The sequence below is a fragment of the Rahnella sp. Larv3_ips genome, from assembly GCF_003697865.1.
Lineage (GTDB): Bacteria > Pseudomonadota > Gammaproteobacteria > Enterobacterales > Enterobacteriaceae > Rahnella > Rahnella rivi.
The window spans coordinates 369538-389151 of record NZ_MJIB01000014.1; the positions used below are offsets into that span (position 1 = coordinate 369538).

A 19614-nucleotide genomic window follows, 5' to 3' on the forward strand; every position below is an offset into this window, starting at 1 on the left:
ATCAGTTCCCGGCATAGCGTGATAACAGTTCATAAAACAGGGTGAAGACTTTTGCAGTGTCCACACGCGTGACGATATCGACATTGGCAGTCTGTCCGGATTTGCCGTACCAGTCGGCCACGGTTTGCCCCAGACAAAGTTCGCTGTCGTACTCAACAAACACCCGCGCTTTCTCGGTACCAAACAACTCCGGCGCCAGCACGTAAGCGATCACCAGCGGATCGTGCAGTGGCCCGCCACGCGAGCCGTAACGGCGCACGTCATTGCGATCCCAGAACGCCATCAGCTCACCCAGCGGCGCGGAAATCCGCCCTGAGATTTTGATAAATTTCGCCACATGTTCCGGCGTAAGGATCACCTGATGGGTGGCATCGAGCGGCAGCACCGTGATGCGAAGATCGCTGGAAAACACGATGTGCGCGGCATGGGGATCGGCCAGCATGTTGAATTCAGACGTCATGGTGCGGTTACCGGCTTCACGGTACGCGCCGCCCATCAGCACCACCCGGCCAATACCGGCAGCAATGTCGGGTTTCATGCGCAGCGCCGTTGCCAGATTGGTCAACGGCCCCAGCACGCACAGCGTCAGCGGCTGATTATCGTCGATCGCCTGCTGGCAACGGTTTATCAGGAAGTTAACGGCGTGCAGTTTTTCGGGCGTTTTTTGCGGCGCGGGAAACGCGGTGTTGCCCAGACCGTTTTCGCCATGGAACTGGCCGTGGATCGGCTCGCGGAACATCGGCTCATGGCAACCGGCAAACACCGGGATGTCGGTACGCTGACCGAGTTCGGTGATTTGCAGCGCATTACGCAATGTATTGGCTAAAGGCTGATTACCGCACACGGTGCAGATGCCGAGAATATTCAGTTGTGGCGCAACAAACGCGCTGAGCAGCGCAATGGCGTCGTCGATACCAGGATCGCAATCAATAATGACAGGCAGCGTTTTCACAGGGCACCTACGGAACGTAAAACTTCAGCGATTTCCTGACGCGCAGCGGCATCGAGCGGAACCTGTGGCGGCAGCGGATCGCCCACGGCAAATCCCTGCAACTGCAACGCCGCTTTGATGCATCCGGCGATGGAGTATTTGGCGAAAATTTCATTGATGCGCCACAAAGGGCGCTGTAACGCCATGGCCTGCGCCCAGTCGCCCTGCTTTGCCGCTTCGTACAGCGCCAGGCTCTGCTTGGGCACGATGCAGGCCGGACCGGCCATCCAGCCGACGCCACCAATCATCATCACGCACACCGGGATGTGTGCCGACGCAGCAAACACCTGCATCCGCCCCTGCGTGCGTTCGATGATCGACAGCAACCGGCCAGTATTGGTCGAGGCATCTTTAATATAGTTGATATTCTCCACGTGACTCAGGCGCTCAATGACCGGCAGGCTGAGGTCGGCGCGCTGAAACTGTGGATTGGTGTACAGCACGACCGGCAGTTGACCTGCGGCAGCCGCGATGGCACGGAAATAGTCCTCGACGCCCTGATCGGGCACCGGGAAATAGGCTTCAAGAATAGCCAGAATACCGTCGACACCCAGAGCGACATAACGAGCGGTTTGCGCTATGGCGTCCTGAATGGTGGTGGCTGCGACACCGGCAATCACCGGAACGCGGCCTCGAGCGGCGTGGACAACCGTTTCGACCACTGCGGTGCGCTGTTCTGCACTGAGATAGGCGAATTCACCTGTACTGCCCAGCGGCGTCAGACCCTGCACGCCACTGGCAATCAGGTGTTCAACCAGTGCGGTTAACACCGGTTTGTCTATCTGGCCACCGTCAGTAACGGGGGAAACCAGATAGGGAAATACACCGCTAAAAGAAGTCATAGCTTCTCTCTCTTTTCTTAGAACAACCCTGGTGATGGCGCTCTATTCCCGCGTGGGTTCGGTATGTGCTTTGCGCTTACTTACTGTTTCTCGTGCACAAAGTACGGCAACGTGTAGCCGTCGGAACGGCCCACGTAGGTATAAGGTGTTTTCATCGCCCAGGTGTAGGAGAGGAACAGCAGCGGGATGGTGCCCTGATCCTTCATCGCTGTCTCTGTGGCGTGTTGTAACAGTGTTTCACGTTTGGCGTCGTCGAGGGTCGAACGCGCCTGCGCCAGCGTTTTATCAAATTCAGGGTTCGAATAACGCCCGCGATTGCCCTGCCCGCCATTCGGCCCGAAGGTTTCCAGCAACGGTCCCAGCACACCGGAGGCTTCACCGGTTTCAATCGCCGCGCCGCCCATGATCAGGCTGAAATCGCGTTTTGATGCGCGTGAGAAATAGACGCTGCCGGGCATGGTCACCACGTCAGTTTTAATGCCAACGCGGGTGAACATCTGGCCGAGGGCCTGAGCAATTTTCGAATCGTTAGGATAACGGTCGTTCGAGGCATGGAAGGTCAGCGTAAAACCGTTCGGATAACCGGCCTGCGCCAGCAACTGTTTGGCTTTGGCCGGATCGTATTCCGGTGCGCCAATCGACGGCGTGTAGCCGAAGTAACCTTTTGGCACCAGCTGTGAAGCCGGAACACCCTGGCCGTCCATGATCCTGTCCACGATCGCCTGACGGTTTATCGCCAGCGACATCGCCTCACGCACTTCACGCTTTCTCAGCGGATTGCTGCCATCAGGGCCTTTGGCGAACGGCGAATCGTCACGATCCTGATCCGGGTGTAAATAGAGAATACGGTTACCCGCGACGGATTCCATGTGCAGACCGGCCTGTTTCGCCAGGTTGCTGCCATCTGCCGTCGGGACACTTTCAATCACATCGACGTCGCCGGAACGGATCGCCGCAACGCGTGCGCTGGGGTTTTTAAACACACGCAGGGTCACGTTGTCCCACTGCGCTTTTCCGCCCCAATACTGGTCGTTACGCGCCAGCACCACGTTGTCATCCGGCGTCCAGCTGACAAATTTGAAAGGTCCGGTGCCGATCACCTCTTTCCCTTCGTTAAGGGTTTGTGACGGAACGTTTTCAAGCCGTGCCGGTAAAATAGCCACACGGCTTAAATTGTTGAGTAACAGAGGCGTTGGCGCTTTGGTGATAATTCTCACCGTTAGCGGGTTCACTTCAACGACGTCAGCGATGTCATTGACGTAAGGCGTGTAGGCGCTCGGGCTGTTTTTCGAAGCCAGCGGCACACGTTTGATGCTGGCGATCACGTCTTTCGCGGTGAAATCGCTGCCGTCGTGGAATTTCACACCGGGACGCAGGGCAAATTCCCAGGTGGTGTCGTTAATGACTTTCCACGAGACCGCCAGCGCAGGCGTAATATGTTGTTTTTCGTCCTGATTGACCAGACCGTCGAAAATGTTACGCGCCATGGCGCTGTTCGCACCCCCCACGTAAAACTGCGGATCCATTGACGTCGTTGAAGCGGCAAGACCGATTTTAAGATCGGCAGCCTGTACAAAAGAGGCGTGTAATACAAAAGGCGTGGCCAGTGCTGAGGAAAGCACTCCTGCCAGAACGGACTTCTTCATTCATTTAACCCTTAATTATTTTAGATTTTCAGGCAATGTGTGTCAGATCGTAAACCGGAGTCTAGGGGGTGGACATCTGAATTGAAAATTGTATTTTGTGTTACATCCATAAACAAATGTTATGGATCATGAGGACATATTATGAAAATTAATCCCAGACAGGTAGAAGCTTTTCACAAAGTGATCCTCACCGGCAGCATTACGGCAGCAGCAAACATGATGAACATTACCCAGCCGGCGGTCAGCAGGCTGATACGTGATTTCGAATATGCGGTGGATTTGAAGCTTTTCGATCGCGACGGACGCGGGCTGATCCCGCGCGACGACGCCATTAAGCTGTACCGTGAAGTGGAGCGTTTGTATCTCGGCCTTGAACATATTTCACGCATTGCCGATGAAATCCGCCATTCCAAAGGCAGCGTTCTGCGTATCGGCACGGTGGCGGCGTTGTCTGCGCTGTGCGTCGAGCATATTTTGCCGCCGCTCATTGAAACCATTGACGATATCTCCCTGTTTCTGGATATCGAAAGCACCACGCACATTATGGATGTGGTCACCAGCAATCAGTACGACGTCGGCTTTGTTTTTGGCAAACCCGATGTCAAAGGGCTGGAAGCAGAGATGCTGGCGCGGGCGAATGCCGTCGCCGTGATGTCGCCGCGCCATCCGCTGGCAAAACAGGATGTGGTGACCGCGAAGGATCTGACGCTGTACCGCCCCATTATTCCGGGCCGTAAAACGCCGCTGCGGGAACAGCTGGATCAGGTGATGAGCCGTCAGGATTTATATATGAACAATCCTATCGAAACGTCGCTGAACAATTGCTGCATCATGGCGGGGAATAATCTGGGTGTCGGCGTGGTTGATTTCATCACAGCCCGCAGCCACAGGTGCAATCTGGTGATCAAACCTTTCACTCCGGACATCAGCATCGCCTACCTGGCCGTGTTCCCGCCGCAAATTCCGAAAAGCCGTCTGATAGAACAGATCACCAAAGAAATGAAGACGTTAATCGAAGGCTATTTGTAAAACGCCCCATCAGGTTCGCCCGTTTCGTACCAGCGAGTTCAAAATAGTCTATTTCAGTTTTATGACCCTAAATGATTGGACACTTGGTGCGATCGGTTAGATGAAAAATGTATATTAATCTCAATAAACATTCAAATAATGAATAACACACTTTATTTTATTCTTTAAAATCAACGCGTAAAATTTCCCTGCGTAAATAATAATCTCTTCTATAATAATTTACCTAATTTCAAACTCTTCGTTACACATTCACAACCCGGATGGGAAGTATTACTATTTGCGCGAAATTGTTCTATTTGGTTCATTTAATAACGGGTGCTCACCACGTGTTACCCGCTTTTCATCAACAGTTTTCTAAAACCATGCAGTGAGATAAATCATGCCAACAACAAATAGCAAGTGGACCTGGCTCCTCTGGCTGCTGAGTGCGCTGATGCTGGTCATCGGCCTGACACTCGGCATCGGTGGCGCGTATCTGGCCACATTGGGAGGAAGCGTTTACTTCCTGCTGATGGGTCTGGCGCTCATCGTTTCCGCCGTTTTGATTTTCAAAGGTAAGCCTTCAGGTGCGTGGCTTTATGCCGTGGCCTTTGTGCTTTCTGTTATCTGGGCAGTCTGGGACGCGGGCTTCACGTTCTGGCCGCTGTTCTCCCGTCTGTTCACCTTCGGCGTTCTGGCCTTCCTGGTGGCACTGGCCTACCCGCTGCTGAAAGCACGCGCGGGGCTGGTGGTGCGTAAAGGGCCAAGCTTCTCGCTGGCAGGTGTGGTAGCCGTTGCGCTGATTGCCGCTTTCGCCAACACCTTCGTACCGACGCCAATCATCAGCGCCGAAAACGACCAGGCACCGGTAAAACCGGTGGCTCCGGGTGCTGAACAGAAAAACTGGGAAAGCTGGGGTAACACGACTGCCGGTGACCGTTTCGCTGCATTGGATCAGATCAACAAGACCAACGTAGACAAGCTTCAGGTCGCGTGGATTGCCCACACCGGCGATATTCCGCAGAGCAATGGCTCCGGCGCGGAAGATCAGAACACTCCGTTACAGATCGGCGACAAACTGTTTGTCTGTACTGCCTACAGCAAAGTGATTGCCCTGAACGTCGACGACGGTAAAAAACTGTGGTCTTACGATTCCAACTCCACCGCGCCTAACTGGCAGCGTTGTCGTGGTCTGGGTTATTACGAGAATGCTTCTGCACCGGCGGCACCTGCGGCACAACCCGTCGCGGAGTCAACGGCGACAGCCAGCACCTCAACGGCTGCCGAAGCCACTCCCTCTGCCAGCTCTGCGCCTCACTCACCGGCTGCAACCGGCGGTACGGTCAGCGGCACCTGCGAACGTCGTCTGTTCCTGCCAACCATCGATGCGCGTCTGATCGCCATCAACGCTGACACCGGCAAGCCTTGTGCTGATTTCGGTGACAACGGCGTGGTGGATTTGAAAGTTGGTATGGGTGAAGTCAAACCGGGTTACTACCAGCAAACCTCAACTCCGCTGGTTGCGGGGAACGTGGTGGTGGTCGGTGGTCGCGTGGCGGATAACTTCTCCACCGGCGAGCCTCCGGGCGTCGTGCGTGCATTCGATGTTCATACCGGCGCACTGGCATGGGCATGGGATCCGGGTAATCCGAACATCACCAAACTGCCACCGGAAGGTCAGACTTACACCCGTGGCACACCGAACGTCTGGTCGGCCATGTCATACGATCCTAAACTGGGTCTGATTTACATGCCAACCGGTAACGCCACGCCAGACTTCTTTGGCGGCACACGTACCGCGCTTGACGACAAATACAGTTCTTCAGTGGTCGCGGTTGACGTTGCTACCGGTAAAGTTCGCTGGACCTTCCAGACCACACATCATGATCTGTGGGACTTTGACCTGCCGTCTCAGCCGTTGCTGTATGACTTGCCGGACGACAAAGGTGGCAGCACCCCAGTTCTGGTGCAGACCTCCAAACAAGGCATGATCTTTATGCTGAACCGCGAAACCGGTGAGCCGGTCGCGAAAGTCGAAAACCGCGAAGTACCGCAGGGCAACGTCCCTGGCGAACGCTACTCCAAAACACAGCCTTTCTCTGTCGGGATGCCAAACATCGGCAACCAGACGCTGAAAGAGTCTGATATGTGGGGCGCCACGCCGATGGACCAGTTGCTGTGCCGCATCGAATTTAAAGGCATGCGTCACGAGGGTGTGTACACGCCTCCGGGCCTCGATCGTTCCCTGCAATTCCCAGGCTCTCTGGGCGGCATGAACTGGGGCAGCGTGTCGGTTGATCCGAACAACGCCATCATGTTTGTGAATGATATGCGTCTGGGTCTGGCGAACTACATGGTTCCGCGTGCCAAAGTGCCAACCGGCGCAAGCGGGATTGAGATGGGTATGGTGCCGATGGACGGTACGCCGTTCGGCGCGGTGCGTGAGCGTTTCCTGTCTCCGCTGGGCATTCCTTGCCAGAAACCTCCGTTTGGTACCATGTCGGCGGTTAACCTGAAAACCGGTAAAATCGTCTGGCAGGTGCCGGTCGGTACGGTGAAAGACACCGGCCCGCTGGGCATCAAAATGCGCATGCCAATGGAAGTGGGTATGCCAACGCTGGGCGCCAGCCTGTCAACGCAATCCGGCCTGCTGTTCTTCGCCGGTACGCAGGATTTCTATCTGCGTGCGTTCGATACCGCGAACGGTAAAGAGATCTGGAAATCTCGTCTGCCGGTCGGCAGCCAGTCTGGCCCGATGAGCTATGTTTCACCGAAAACCGGTAAACAATACATCATCATCAGTGCCGGTGGCGCACGTCAGTCCGCCGAACGTGGCGACTACGTGATTGCCTATGCATTGCCTGATGCGAAGTAAATTTTAAGTTCAGGTCAGCACTAAAAAGACCCCGCCCGCCGATGTAAACCGGCGGGCTTTTTTTCGTCTGCGACTTAACAAAGCAGCAGACAACAATGATCAACAGGCCTAAACCGATTACACTAATGCCAGAGATGATTGATGTTGTCCCCCTGATCCCGGCGGGCACAACCGAAGGAGCAATTGAACAATGGTTAGCGATGTAATTAATGTTGGCGATTCCCTGTCTGTGTTTGATTTTGACGGCACGCTGACAAAGCACGACAGTTTCGTGCCCTTCCTGCGCTTTGCCTTTGGTAAACGCGTTTTCGCCCGTCGCCTGGTACGCCTGGTGTTACCTACCCTGAAATGCATGGGCCGCAGGCTGACACGCGATGAACTGAAGGAAGTGCTGATCCACACATTTATGACCGGCGTCGAGGCTAAATGGGTCGAAGAGAAGGCAGAGGAATTTTGTGAGCGTTACTGGAAGCGTCTGATGCGCCCTTCCGGTCTGATTGCGGTAGCTACTCAGGTAAATTCCGGTGCCATCGTGACGATTTGCTCGGCTTCACCGGCGATGGTGCTTAAACCTTTCGCAGAGCGTCTGGGCATTCGCCTGATCGGCACGAATTTAGAAGTGAAAGACGGCGTACTGACGGGACGCATCAGCGGCCACAACTGCCGCTGCGGCCAGAAGGTCGAGCGACTTGAAGCGGAGTACGGCCCGCTTTCCTCATACCATCTGCGCGCCTGGGGCGACACGCGCGGCGACTATGAAATGCTGGCTGCCGCGCAGGAACCTTACTGGCGACATTTCCACGGTTCATGGGCGAAACGCAATCCGCCCATTGCGCGGATTAAACAACTGCGCAGTAAGTAAGTTGAGTTAACGGGAAGGTGTGCCAGCTCTGCCGCCTTCTCGTTGATATTTTCATTTCCGGCCAGTCTGTTTTCCCGCTTGTCATTCCTGTTTCATTGCCTTGATGATAATGACAAAAAATTTCATCAAGTGGCAGCCAAATCAAGAACACCCCTTTTTATTTCACACTTCCGATATATTTATCACCGCCTGAAAGTAATCCAAAAATCCCGCCAATTTGAATACTTGTGATGAATATTCAATTTTATTAAAAAACCAATTTAAAATATTGAAACAGCTTTTCATTAAGCATAACTTCGTGTTCAGCCTTAAGCACCCCTCTTAGTTAATTATTATTAAAAATGGGTTTAACATGAAAAAATACCTTTTGCTTTCATTCTCTCTGGCTGTCACCAATGCACATGCAGTCTACATGGATGTCCGTCATGAATACCTTGATGACAGTAAAGCCAACTATGATCGTGTTTATATCTCCAACCGGTTTAGTAATGGCTTTGGATTTGCAGTTGAAGCCATTTCAAAATCCGGAGGAGATGACACGAACAAAGCGTTTAACGATCTCGAAGTACAGGGCAACGAATATACGGTGAATTACCAGTTCAGCAGTGGCCCTGTCGCCTGGCAGCCCGGTTTTGTACTGGAAACAGGCAGCGGCTATTCCACCTATAAACCCTATTTACGCTCAACCTGGACGATTAATGAATCATGGTGGCTGGGTGCCCGATATCGTTTCGAGTATACGCGACGCTCATCCGACTCCCGTGAAGACGATACGGTAAATCGTATGGATGTCTGGGCGGGATATAAATGGAATAACTTTGACTGGACGCTGGAGGGTATTTATAAAAAAGCCGATAAGTACGACCTCTATAATAACAGCAAATACAATTATGAATACAATTTCAGAACCGCTTATATTATTGGCGCATGGTCCCCATTTGTTGAAGTCGGGAATGTTTCAGTTCGAAGTAACAGTGATGAAAGACAAACCCGCTTTCGTGTAGGGTTGGGTTATACGTTTTAAATTTTTTATAAATGACTCATCGAGGTTTTATATTTTATTAAAGAATGACATAAACAGCACTCCGATGCTTACATAAAACCCGCTGAAGCGAGCTTTATTATCTGGGTATGGTTTATTTCTTTCTGCGCATAAATGCTTTTAATTCATCTGTGGGTTCTGCTTTTTCAGCGAGAAGTTCGGTGAGTAACTGCCAGCTGGACCCACTCAACACTATGCGGTTCTGAGTAGCCATTAAATTTTCTACGTGTCGAGCGTCTGCCGTAGCAGTTTTAAGCCTGGACATACTGACCTCCTTGTAAGTGAGATGAATAAAAAAAAGCCCCGATGGAAACCAACGGGGCTGTCAGAATTATGCGTGATTTAGATGTTCACGCCATGCTGAGAGGCCAGTGCAGACAGGCCGCCTGCGAAGCCCTGACCGACGGCTTTAAATTTCCACTCAACGTTGTGACGGTAAAGTTCGCCGAACACCATTGCCGTTTCGGTGGACGCATCTTCAGACAGGTCGAAACGGGCGATTTCAGTGCCGTTATCGTTGTTGAATACGCGCATGAAGCTGTTGCTGACCATACCGAAGTTCTGTTTACGCGCTTCTGCGTCATAAATAGTCACGGCAAATACCAGCTTTTTCACTTCGGCCGGGATTTTAGACAGGTCTATTTTAACCTGCTCGTCATCGCCTTCGCCTTCGCCAGTACGGTTGTCGCCCATGTGAGTCACGGAACCACAGGTGCTGGTTTTGTTGTTGAAGAAGATGAAGCTCGCATCGGAAATAACTTTACCGTCATCACCGACCATGAACACAGAAGCGTCGAGGTCAAACTCAGCGCCATCAGTTACGCGTGCATCCCAGCCGAGGCCGACCATAGCCACATTCATGGTTGGGGCTTCTTTAGTTAAGGATACGTTGCCGCCTTTAATCAGAGAAACTGCCATTTAAAACTCCTGTAATAAGTCATGTTCATTACAGCAGGCAACAGTATGTCGCCTGCCGGGTTTCAAAAAATCGTGTGAAATTACGATGCGTTGATGCCGTACTGTGCGCAGACAGAGCTCAGGCCGCCTGCATAACCCTGACCCACCGCGCGGAATTTCCACTCGGTGTTATGGCGATACAGTTCCCCGAACAGCATGGCCGTTTCGGTTGACGCATCTTCTGTCAGGTCGTAACGCGCGACTTCCTGTTGGTTGTCGTCATTCACTAAACGAATGAATGCGCCAGACACCTGACCGAAGCTTTGACGACGCGTAGTAGCGTCATGGATGGTCACCACAAAGACGATTTTATCAACGTCAGCCGGGATCTGATCCAGTTTGATTTTCAGGGCTTCATCATCGCCATCGCCTTCACCAGTACGGTTGTCGCCGGTATGCAGCACAGAACCGTCGGTGGATTTCAGGTTGTTGTAGAAAATGAAGTCGGTATCGCCGCGCACTTTGCCGGCGCTGGTCAGCAGGAACGCTGAGGCATCAAGGTCGAAATCCTGGCCGTCGGTTGAGCGGGCATCCCAACCCAAACCGATCAGCACATTTTTCATTGTCGGTGCTTCTTTGCTTAAAGAAACATTGCCGCCTTTAGAGAGAGAAACGCCCATAATTATATCCTCAATTGTTAACGTTTATTTTCAAGGGGGAAGGCAAGGGCTTAGCCCTGCTTGCCTTCCTCAGCATCCGATTTGCCCGGGAACAGTACGCTGACGATGATACCCACAGCCAGTACACCCAGAACAACAAACAGACTTGCGTTAGCAGAAATATTGTAACCGTGATGCCACAGGTGGTCGGTGGCGTTCAGACCCAGTTTCACACCGATGAAGAACAGCAGCACGATAACCGCTTTCTCAAGGTGTGCCAGGTACTGTTTCATGGCTTCCAGCACGAAGTACATGGTACGCAGGCCGAGGATCGCAAACATCATGGCGCTGTAAACAATCAGCGGTTCACGGCTCACTGCGATAACCGCAGGCACGGAGTCAAACGCGAACATCACGTCGGACAATTCCACCACGGCCAGACACAGCATCAGCGGCGTGGCATAAAGTGCAGCTTTACCTACACGGCCCACTTTGATGTCTTTGTTTTCAGGTTTCGCCAGTTCAGCATCCACTTCTTTTTGGCTTAACAGGAAGGAATGTCCTTTCAGTTTCGGCCAGATCGGGAAGAAGCGTTTTACCATACGGTAAGCAATGTGCTGAGAATAGTCTTCGATCTCGTCATCATCACCGCCGCTTTTGAGCATCATGACGGCCGTCCACAACACCACCAGCGCAAAGACGATTTCGACCCAAGGCCCCAGCGTTAACAGGCTCGACCCGATGGCAACGAAGATGCCGCGGAAAACAATCGCCCCGATAACGCCCCAATAGAGGACGCGGTGACGCAGATTATCCGGTACGGCAAACCACGAGAAGATAGCCATCATGACAAACAGGTTATCAACTGACAGGACTTTCTCCAGCGCATAACCGGTAATAAACAGGCTCGCCACTTCAGAACCGTGATGAATGTAGAGGAAACCGGCAAAAGCCATCGCCACAACGATCCAGAAGACCGTCCAGAGCGAAGCACTTTTCAGCGAAATCGGCTTGTCATGACGATGCATGAACAGGTCGACAGCAATCGCCCCAATAGCCAGAACAACAAATACAGTGACGGTTTCAGCCGGGAAACCGATATGCGTGGATACCATAAATAGCCCTTAAGCCAGAGTGTTGAAATTAAAGACCGAATTCGGCCGGGGTGAAGCCCAGTGCCAGCGCAATTTCGCGTACGGCGGTTTGCTCGTCCTGATCGAAATCACCGTCGCTTTTAGCTACGGCAATACCGACGCGGACGGCCAGTTGTGCCGCTTCTGGTTGGCTTTTCAGCGCCAGAATGTATTTCATGGTTTCGCCTTTACCGATTTCGTAGTCGAAACTGAAGCTGGTCACCAGTTCATTAAAGAACGCAATGACTTCTTTGGTTTCAAACACTTTCAGTTCAGGAGAAGCCTGAAGGAAGCCGATCATCTTTTGCTTTTCTTCAGAGCTCACGCCATTGCTTGAGACGGCGATGCGTGCACAAACAGCAACGGTGCCCTGCATGAATTTTTTGTTTTTGAAACGGCCAACCTGTTTGGTCAGCTCGTCACGGCCGCTGTTAAAGGCGCCTTTCACTTTGTCGAAGAAACTCATTTTCTCTGCCCTCAGATAATTAAAATTATGTGGTGAATCACTGTCACTTAGAGCCAGCAGACCAGCGAAAGCCCCAGCCGAGCGCGTTATCCATATCTTTGTGACCGCTGAAGAACTGGTTCAGACGTTCAACCTTGATCGCGCCGTTGTCATTGACCAGACGGGCGATCGCACACATGTTGTGGCGGTTCGACCCTTCGGTTAAGCGCGTTTCGATCGGCGGTTGCTCAGGAATGTGCATCGTGACCACCCCGTCCGTTTTATCCCAGCTCGCTGCGCCTTCATAGATGAACGCGTAGATCAGCACTTCGCGGATTTTCTTCCACTCGCGGCCATTAATGTGCAGCCACTCGCCGTCACGCACCTGACCGGTGCGGTCATCGCCTTGTAACTGAACATAGGGTTCTGCATTCAGACGACCAAAGGTATTCCCCAGTGCCTGAATCACGCCTTTAGTGCCGTCCTGCAATTCGACAAATGCCCCCAAATCCAGATCGATACCTTTGGATTTGTTAAACATACCGCCGAACATCCCGCCGCCGGAACCGGTGCTGCTTTGCTGATTCCAGTTAAGGTTAATTTTGATTTCGCCAAAGTTATCCCGCTTCGCCAGGCTGATCGTCGGTTTTTCTTTGGTCAGCGACACTTTGCTCAGGCTAATTTTAGCAGGTTCAGGGGTCGGTGCCGGTGCTGGGGCAGGCGTTGGAGCAGGTGCCGGAGCATCCGAAATATCTACCCCGAAGTGCTCTGCCAGCGGTTTCAGGCCGCCGTTAAAGCCCTGAGCAATGAAGCGGAATTTCCACTCCGCATTGCGGCGGTAAATTTCGCCCAAAATCAGCGCGGCTTCCTGACGCCCTGTGACATCAACGTCACCGGTCAGCAGGACATTGCCGTTTTGCTCCACCTGAATGGTCAGTCGCTTCAGGCCTGAAAGCGTCATATTGCCGTCGCAGGTGGCGGTAAAGGCCAGCTTCTGCACTTCAGGCCGCAGGTGGTTGATATCCACCGTAAAGGCGGTGTCCGTGCCTGCGCCGCTCAGCTTTACGGACGCATCGTCATTGACGGGTTGGCCGTAAAACACCATGTCAGGATCGCCCTGCACTTTGCCTGAAGCATAAAGACGAAACGATGAGGCATCGACCGCGACGCCAGAGAGCACGCGTACCGTCAATACCTGTGAAGGAATGGAGGCGTTGCCCCCCGGCGTCATCGTCATTAGCGCACCACCGTTGCCACGATATCTGCGTGCATATCGTCAATTGTGCGGCCGGTGGAGGCTTTACCGTGTGCGGTGAAGTCCCATTCGCCGTTGTTACGGGACAATGAGGCAATAATGATACCGGTGTGAGAACCCTGCTCCGTCAGCTGATAACGGGCCAGTTCCTTACGGGACTGATCGACGACGCGGCAAAATGCGTTATCGACTTCATTAAATGTCTGACCACGGAAACTGTTCACCGTGAAGGCCAGATACTCTACCTGAGAAGGCAGGCGGGTCAGGTCAACGGTGATCACTTCGTCGTCGCCATCGCCTTCACCGGTCAGGTTGTCACCCAAATGGACAACTGAACCGCAGCTTGACTTCAGCTTGCGGAACCAGATGGTGTCGATGGTCTGGCCAGTGCGGTCTAACAGAACGCATCCCGCGTCTAAATCAATTGAATCGCTGCCGCCGCCTAAAAGACCACCCAGGAACCCTTTTTTCTTTTTCAAAGGATCCCAACCCAAACCGAATTGGAGTTGATTCAACGAAGACGTTTGTTTGCTGAGTGAAACAGTTTGGTTCTTGCTTAATGAAACCATTAGTTATTCCTTCAGAGATAGGTTAAATCATTATTTTTTCGAATCAGAAATCCATGTGCTGAAAAATCATATCATGACGAAGTAGTTGCACAAGCTACATTTTGACACTAATTTCCTTAACAAAAGTTAATTCATTGATATTAAATATTTATTTTTTGATAATTTACGTTTTTTGACGAAAACAGACGTTGCCAAACGTATGACAAAAGACAAATTGATAACATCTAGATATGAATCATGTTATGATTGACATGGTTAAAATCCCTGCATAGACTCTCAAATAATTCTTTTCCCCCTCTTCATTTCTGGAATATATACGCCGATGAGTCACGTAATTTGGTTAATGGAAGGTCTGTCGTCACAGCGCGACATTATTTTGGGCATCAAAGACTTTTTTAAATCTTCAAATCAAGATGTCACCGTCATTGCCTCCCATCGCCATCACAGAAATGAAATTCTTTCTCTGGCGGACATCGCGCTCATCGAACCGGCAGAAGATGAAGAACGCCTGGCCTTTATCACCGCAACCGTGGCGCAGTACGGTGTCAATGCCATCCACACTGGCCGTAATTGCCAGTGGTTTGAAACCCACCGGGCGGACATTGTTGCGTCGGGCGTCACGCTGACCACCGGCGCTGTCAGCAACGCCATGTTTGAACTGGCCGACGATAAAGTGGACTTCGCCCTCGCCATGCAACAACACGGACTGCCGGTTGTGCCGTCGATCCGCATTGAATCGGCAGAAGAATTACGCGGGCATCTGGCTGACAATACCAGCGCCGAATCCTGGTCCGGTGCGACCATGCTGTGCGTGAAACCCGTTGTCGGTATTTATGGCATGGGATTCTGGCGTTTTGATGACAATGTGGGCCATATGGCCGCTTTCACCCATCCTGACAGCCGCAAAGTGCGTCCGGATATGTATCTGCACGCCCTGGAACAGCAGGAAATCTTCGAGCCGCTGGTGTTAATGCCTTACCTGCCCGGCCCCGAATATTCGGTCGATATGCTGGTGGAACGCGGTAAAGTCATCGCGGCCGTTGCGCGCCGCAAAGAAGGTGCGCTGCAATATCTCGAGCAATCGGGTGCAGCCTATGAGCTGGGCAAGCGTTGCGCTGAAGTCATGCAGGCCGACGGTCTGGTGAATGTTCAGACCCGCAACAACGATCACGGCGAGCCAGTTTTGCTGGAAATTAATATGCGGCCTTCCGGCGGTATCGGTTATACCCGCCACAGCGGCGTCAATCTGCCCGGCCTGTTCGCCGCCCGCAAACTGGGTTTGCTCAACGAAACGCAGGCCATGAACGCGGCCACGGAGAGCTTCTCTCCTGCGGTTGTGCGTTCTATGACGGATGTCATCCCTTACACCACTTCGCTCGACAACCTGTCTTCAGGCCAAGGAAACGCATGAGTATGTCCCACGCCACTTCTGTTTATCGCCGTGAGCTTTCCGGCGGTACGCTGACCGTGACCCCGACCGGCAGCACACATTCGCTGGATGCATTATTTGATATCGCTGAACGCCGCAATCCGAAACGCGCATTTTTGTTTGTCAGCAAAGTGCTCGGCCGTCATATTCCGATTGCCCCTTCGGTTATGCGTTCCGCTTACCGCCAGCTGGCCGTGCAAATTCCCACCGATTTGCCAGAGCCGGTGCTGTTTATCGGCATGGCCGAGACGGCCGTAGGACTGGGCGCGGGGGTTTATGATGAGGCGTCAGGCCGCTATGCGAATTCAGTGTATCTGACATCAACACGTCATCCGGTTGAGGGCGATCTGCTGTGTGAATTCAAAGAAAATCACAGCCATGCCACAGACCATCTGATCTACCATCCGGCAGACCCGGTGTTGCGCGACCGCGTACGGGATGCCCGCAGTCTGGTGCTGATCGATGACGAAGCGACCACCGGCAACACTTTTATTAATCTGCTGGAAGCGCTGCGCGCGGATGCCGGGCTGTCACAACTCGAACGTGTGGTCACGGTCACACTGACAGACTGGAGCGGTAACGCGATTGAAGCCAATTGCCCGCTGCCGGTCACGCCCGTGTCGCTGGTTCAGGGCGACTGGCATTGGGAAATGAAACCCGATGCGCCAGTGCCGGTAATGCCAGCGGTGAACGTGACCGCCACCGGCAGCGTCGCCATCACCGGCAAACAGAGCTGGGGGCGTCTGGGCATGGCGATCCCGGCGCGCGACCTGGGTAAGCACCTCACGGCAGCCGTGGGCGAAAAAGTGCTGGTGTTAGGTTCGGGGGAATTTGTCTGGGAACCTCTTCTGCTGGCGGAACGTCTGGAGAAAACCGGGGCAGACGTGAAATTCAGCTGCACCACCCGCTCACCGATTTCTACCGGTTACGCCATCAAATCCGCCATTGCGTTCACCGACAACTACGGTCTGGGCATTCCGAATTTCGTTTACAACGTCGCGCATCAGCATTTTGATCGCATTTTGCTGTGTATTGAAACCCCTGCCGACAGCGTTGATCCTTCCCTGCTCGATGCCCTGAAAAACGTGGCGAATACTGTTGAGGTTGTTGTGTATGAATAAGCCGGTCATTCTTTCCGATCTGGACGATACTCTGTTTCAGACGCGCCGTAAGATGGTCGATGAACTGGACCTCGAGCCTTTCCGCCCGGGGGCCTTAGACCGCTCGATGTCTGCGCGCAGCTTTATGACCGAAGAACAATCTATGCTGGTGGACTGGCTGCTTGAAAACGCTGACTTTATTCCGGTCACCGCCCGCGGTACCGAAGAGATAAGCCGCGTGACCATTCCTTTCAACTCCTGGGCGATCGCCACCCACGGCGCGGTCATTCTGACGCCCCAGGGCGAGCCTGACGCAGAGTGGAAAGCCCATATTCTCGACAGCCTGGCACCTTTTCGTGAGCGTCTGCTGAACATGCAGCAGGGCATCACGGCGCTGATGGCGGAGCGCAAGATCAACGGCTGGGCGCGTATTAATTATGAATACGGCGACACCCCGATCTATCTGGTGATGAAGCACACCGACAGCACCCGCCTCGACGAACTCTATACCCTCGGCGAAGAGATCGAAGCCCTGTTCCCTGCCGAAGGTTTTTATATTCATCGCAACAGCAACAACATTGCCTGGCTGCCGCTGCCGGTTGAAAAAGGCCTCGCCACGCAATACTTACTGAAGAAATTGCGGGCGGAGCGCGGCGTGTTCCCGGTCATTGGTCTGGGCGACAGCCTGAGCGATCACCGTTTTATGAAACTGTGTAACTGGTTTGGCATGCCACAGCAGAGTCAGTTTGCTGAACACATCAGCCAGCACATTTTCGGAGAGAAATAACATGCAGCCTTTTATCCCTTTTTCCGGCTCATACCTGCCAGAGGATGTGCACTTTCTGTTAAAGCCGGTGGAAATGGAAATGACGCCGGTCGAGCAAAAAGAGCAGCTGATCCAGTCCGGTGAAAAACATTATTCCGAGATGCTGAGTCAGGAACCTGAGCCGACCGCCTGGCATCTGGACTTATTTGCCCGTGCGCTGGAACAAGGCGCAGAACGTCTGGCGAAAGAAGTGGTGATGCTGGCGAAGGCGCTGGCCGACCGCTTTGGCGAGACGCCGGTCATCCTCGTCAGCCTGGTGCGCGCCGGTGTGCCATTGGGCGTGATGCTGCATCAGACGTTGCGGGAGATGGGTAAAACATCTCACCACTACGGCGTGAGTATCATCCGTGACCGAGGCATTGACGACACGGCGATGGACTGGATCGAGGCGCAACACGGCACCGAAGGCATCGTGTTTGTTGATGGCTGGACCGGAAAAGGCGCGATCACCGGTCAGCTGAGACGTTCGCTGGAAAATCGTGCGGGCTATCCACAGGATCCGCGTCTCGTGGTGCTCGCCGACCCGTGCGGCGTTTCCTGGCTGGCCGCCAGCGACGACGACTGGCTGATCCCCTTTGGCATCATGGGTGCGCCGGTTTCCGGTCTGATTTCACGATCGATCTGGTCTGCAGAAGGTTTGCACGGCTGTGTGAAGTGCGATCACCTGAGCGAATTTGAGTGCAGCCGCCTGCTGGTGGATACCGTGGCCGGGTGTCGCCGCTCGCTGGATCTCGCAACCATTCCGGCCAGCCCGTGGGTGCCGCAGGAGTATGTGCATCTGAAAATACGCAGCGAGCAGGTGATTTCCTCACTGGCCGCCGAATATGACATTTCCAGCATTAACCGGATTAAACCGGGCATTGCCGAGGCCACCCGCGCCGTTTTGCGTCGCGTGCCGGAACACGTTCTGGTGCGTTCGGTGAACGATCCGGACGTCGCCCTGCTGGTCTATCTCGCCCGTGAAAAAAACATCACCATCACTGAAGTCGGTGACCGCATCGGCCAATACCGTGCCGTCACCATTATTAAAAAGGTTCACTGATGACAAAGAGACTATCGCCATACCGGCTGGGCGCCACGCTTTACATGCCCGCCACCCGCAACGACATCGCGGGCAGTATTCTGCACAACGAAATTGACGGGCTGCGCTCGATCGTCATCTGTCTGGAAGATGCGGTCAGCGACGCCGACGTTCCCGCCGCGCTGCAAAATCTGAAGCAGGTGCTGAACGCACTGAAAGCCGCCAATGATGCGGGTTTGGGCGCTGACTGGCCGCTGGTGTTTATCCGTCCGCGTCATCCCGGAATGGGCAAGTTCCTGACCGCAACGGAAGATCTCACGCCGGTTGACGGGCTGGTGTTGCCGAAGTTCACGCTGGAGTCTCTGCCGGTATGGTGGGACATCATGAAAGATACTCACCTGTGCATGATGCCAACGCTGGAAACGGAAGAAGTTTTTGACGTCACTGAAATGCGGAAACTCGCCGTCGAACTGCTCGCCCATCCGTGTCACTCACGCATTATCGCCCTGCGTATTGGCGGCAATGACCTGATGAACGTGATTTCGCTGCGCCGTCCGCGCAACCTGACGCTGTACGACAGCCCGATGGGTTACGTGATCAAGATGCTGGTCGCCGTATTCGGCTCGCGGGATTTCGCCCTGACATCGCCGGTTTGCGAACATATTGACGATCACGACGTGATGGAAAAAGAACTGGCGCTGGACATGGCGCACGGTCTGGTGGGAAAAACGGCCATTCATCCGAATCAGATCGCCAAAATTGAGCGTGCGCTGATGGTGACATCCGCCGATCACGCCGATGCTTTGCGGATTCTCAACTCCAGTCAGGCCGTGTTTAAATCCCAGGGCGCAATGTGTGAACCCGCGACTCACCGTCGCTGGGCCGCACGCGTGCTTGAGCAGGCACAGATTTACGGCATTGCGCAGGAAGAGACACAGGACGGCGTCAGATTTTTCACGGCCAACCAGCTGAACTAACACCATTGCGACAGATTGATTTAGCTGATGTTGAGGA

Annotated in this window: 19 protein-coding genes; 9 read left to right on the top strand and 10 right to left on the bottom strand. The window is 53.5% G+C overall.

Annotated features, from left to right (window positions below; all coding sequences use genetic code 11):
* Window position 1: 1 nt before the first annotated feature.
* The 3 genes from ED901_RS18325 to ED901_RS18335 all read right to left on the bottom strand — a co-directional run bounded on the left by ED901_RS18325 (window position 2) and on the right by ED901_RS18335 (window position 3479).
* Window positions 2-952, bottom strand: coding sequence for a nucleoside hydrolase (locus ED901_RS18325; RefSeq protein WP_122096799.1), 951 nt, complete (start codon window positions 950-952; stop codon window positions 2-4).
* On the bottom strand, window positions 949-1833 hold the full coding sequence (locus ED901_RS18330) for a dihydrodipicolinate synthase family protein (protein ID WP_056779914.1): 885 nt from the start codon (window positions 1831-1833) through the stop codon (window positions 949-951). The genes ED901_RS18325 and ED901_RS18330 overlap by 4 nt, the downstream gene beginning before the upstream one ends.
* A gap of 80 nt (window positions 1834-1913) precedes the next feature.
* Complete coding sequence (locus tag ED901_RS18335) at window positions 1914-3479, bottom strand: ABC transporter substrate-binding protein (protein WP_122096800.1); 1566 nt, start codon at window positions 3477-3479, stop codon at window positions 1914-1916.
* A 141-nt stretch (window positions 3480-3620) separates the two neighbouring features.
* Between ED901_RS18335 and ED901_RS18340 the strand changes: the two genes are divergently transcribed.
* The 4 genes from ED901_RS18340 (at window position 3621) to ED901_RS18355 (ending at window position 9248) form a co-directional block, all read left to right on the top strand.
* Window positions 3621-4508: a LysR family transcriptional regulator gene (locus tag ED901_RS18340; protein ID WP_056779909.1), complete on the top strand. Its 888-nt coding sequence runs from the start codon at window positions 3621-3623 to the stop codon at window positions 4506-4508.
* Between the two features lie 379 nt (window positions 4509-4887).
* Entirely contained in the window at window positions 4888-7362 is a 2475-nt protein-coding gene (locus ED901_RS18345) for a membrane-bound PQQ-dependent dehydrogenase, glucose/quinate/shikimate family (protein WP_122096801.1), read from the top strand.
* Between the two features lie 190 nt (window positions 7363-7552).
* Window positions 7553-8224, top strand: a complete 672-nt coding sequence (locus ED901_RS18350; protein ID WP_056779902.1) for an HAD family hydrolase — start codon at window positions 7553-7555, stop codon at window positions 8222-8224.
* Window positions 8225-8576: 352 nt separating this feature from the next.
* The gene (locus ED901_RS18355; RefSeq protein WP_122096802.1) at window positions 8577-9248 is read left to right on the top strand and encodes an oligogalacturonate-specific porin KdgM family protein; all 672 of its coding nucleotides are present in this window, start codon (window positions 8577-8579) and stop codon (window positions 9246-9248) included.
* A 112-nt stretch (window positions 9249-9360) separates the two neighbouring features.
* Here ED901_RS18355 and ED901_RS18360 read toward each other — a convergent pair whose 3' ends face one another.
* The 7 genes from ED901_RS18360 to ED901_RS18390 form a co-directional block, all read right to left on the bottom strand.
* A complete protein-coding gene (locus ED901_RS18360; protein WP_122096803.1) occupies window positions 9361-9531 on the bottom strand; it encodes a DUF1778 domain-containing protein in 171 nt (56 codons plus the stop codon).
* A gap of 77 nt (window positions 9532-9608) precedes the next feature.
* A complete protein-coding gene (locus ED901_RS18365) occupies window positions 9609-10184 on the bottom strand; it encodes a TerD family protein (RefSeq protein WP_056779888.1) in 576 nt (191 codons plus the stop codon).
* 80 nt (window positions 10185-10264) lie between these two features.
* Entirely contained in the window at window positions 10265-10843 is a 579-nt protein-coding gene (locus ED901_RS18370) for a TerD family protein (RefSeq protein WP_056779886.1), read from the bottom strand.
* A 50-nt stretch (window positions 10844-10893) separates the two neighbouring features.
* Window positions 10894-11937, bottom strand: coding sequence for a TerC/Alx family metal homeostasis membrane protein (locus tag ED901_RS18375; RefSeq protein ID WP_056779884.1), 1044 nt, complete (start codon window positions 11935-11937; stop codon window positions 10894-10896).
* A gap of 28 nt (window positions 11938-11965) precedes the next feature.
* The gene (locus tag ED901_RS18380; RefSeq protein WP_056779881.1) at window positions 11966-12421 is read right to left on the bottom strand and encodes a tellurite resistance TerB family protein; all 456 of its coding nucleotides are present in this window, start codon (window positions 12419-12421) and stop codon (window positions 11966-11968) included.
* 43 nt (window positions 12422-12464) lie between these two features.
* A complete protein-coding gene (locus ED901_RS18385; protein WP_122096804.1) occupies window positions 12465-13637 on the bottom strand; it encodes a TerD family protein in 1173 nt (390 codons plus the stop codon).
* Window positions 13637-14224 carry a TerD family protein gene (locus tag ED901_RS18390; RefSeq protein WP_056779874.1) on the bottom strand — a complete coding sequence of 196 codons (588 nt, stop codon included), beginning with the start codon at window positions 14222-14224 and terminating at the stop codon, window positions 13637-13639. The genes ED901_RS18385 and ED901_RS18390 overlap by 1 nt, the downstream gene beginning before the upstream one ends.
* A 322-nt stretch (window positions 14225-14546) precedes the next feature.
* On the opposite strand from ED901_RS18390, the gene ED901_RS18395 reads away from it, so the two are divergent.
* The 5 genes from ED901_RS18395 to ED901_RS18415 are packed head-to-tail and all read left to right on the top strand — an operon-like array spanning window position 14547 to window position 19577.
* Complete coding sequence (locus ED901_RS18395) at window positions 14547-15635, top strand: ATP-grasp domain-containing protein (RefSeq protein ID WP_056779871.1); 1089 nt, start codon at window positions 14547-14549, stop codon at window positions 15633-15635.
* Window positions 15632-16774, top strand: coding sequence for a phosphoribosyltransferase domain-containing protein (locus ED901_RS18400; protein WP_371414327.1), 1143 nt, complete (start codon window positions 15632-15634; stop codon window positions 16772-16774). Before ED901_RS18395 ends, ED901_RS18400 begins: the two co-directional genes overlap by 4 nt.
* Window positions 16767-17540: a hypothetical protein gene (locus tag ED901_RS18405; protein WP_056779865.1), complete on the top strand. Its 774-nt coding sequence runs from the start codon at window positions 16767-16769 to the stop codon at window positions 17538-17540. The genes ED901_RS18400 and ED901_RS18405 overlap by 8 nt, the downstream gene beginning before the upstream one ends.
* A gap of 1 nt (window position 17541) precedes the next feature.
* Window positions 17542-18621, top strand: a complete 1080-nt coding sequence (locus ED901_RS18410; RefSeq protein ID WP_122096806.1) for a cysteine protease StiP family protein — start codon at window positions 17542-17544, stop codon at window positions 18619-18621.
* A complete protein-coding gene (locus ED901_RS18415) occupies window positions 18621-19577 on the top strand; it encodes an HpcH/HpaI aldolase/citrate lyase family protein (RefSeq protein ID WP_122096807.1) in 957 nt (318 codons plus the stop codon). Before ED901_RS18410 ends, ED901_RS18415 begins: the two co-directional genes overlap by 1 nt.
* The last annotated feature ends 37 nt before the right edge of the window (window positions 19578-19614 follow it).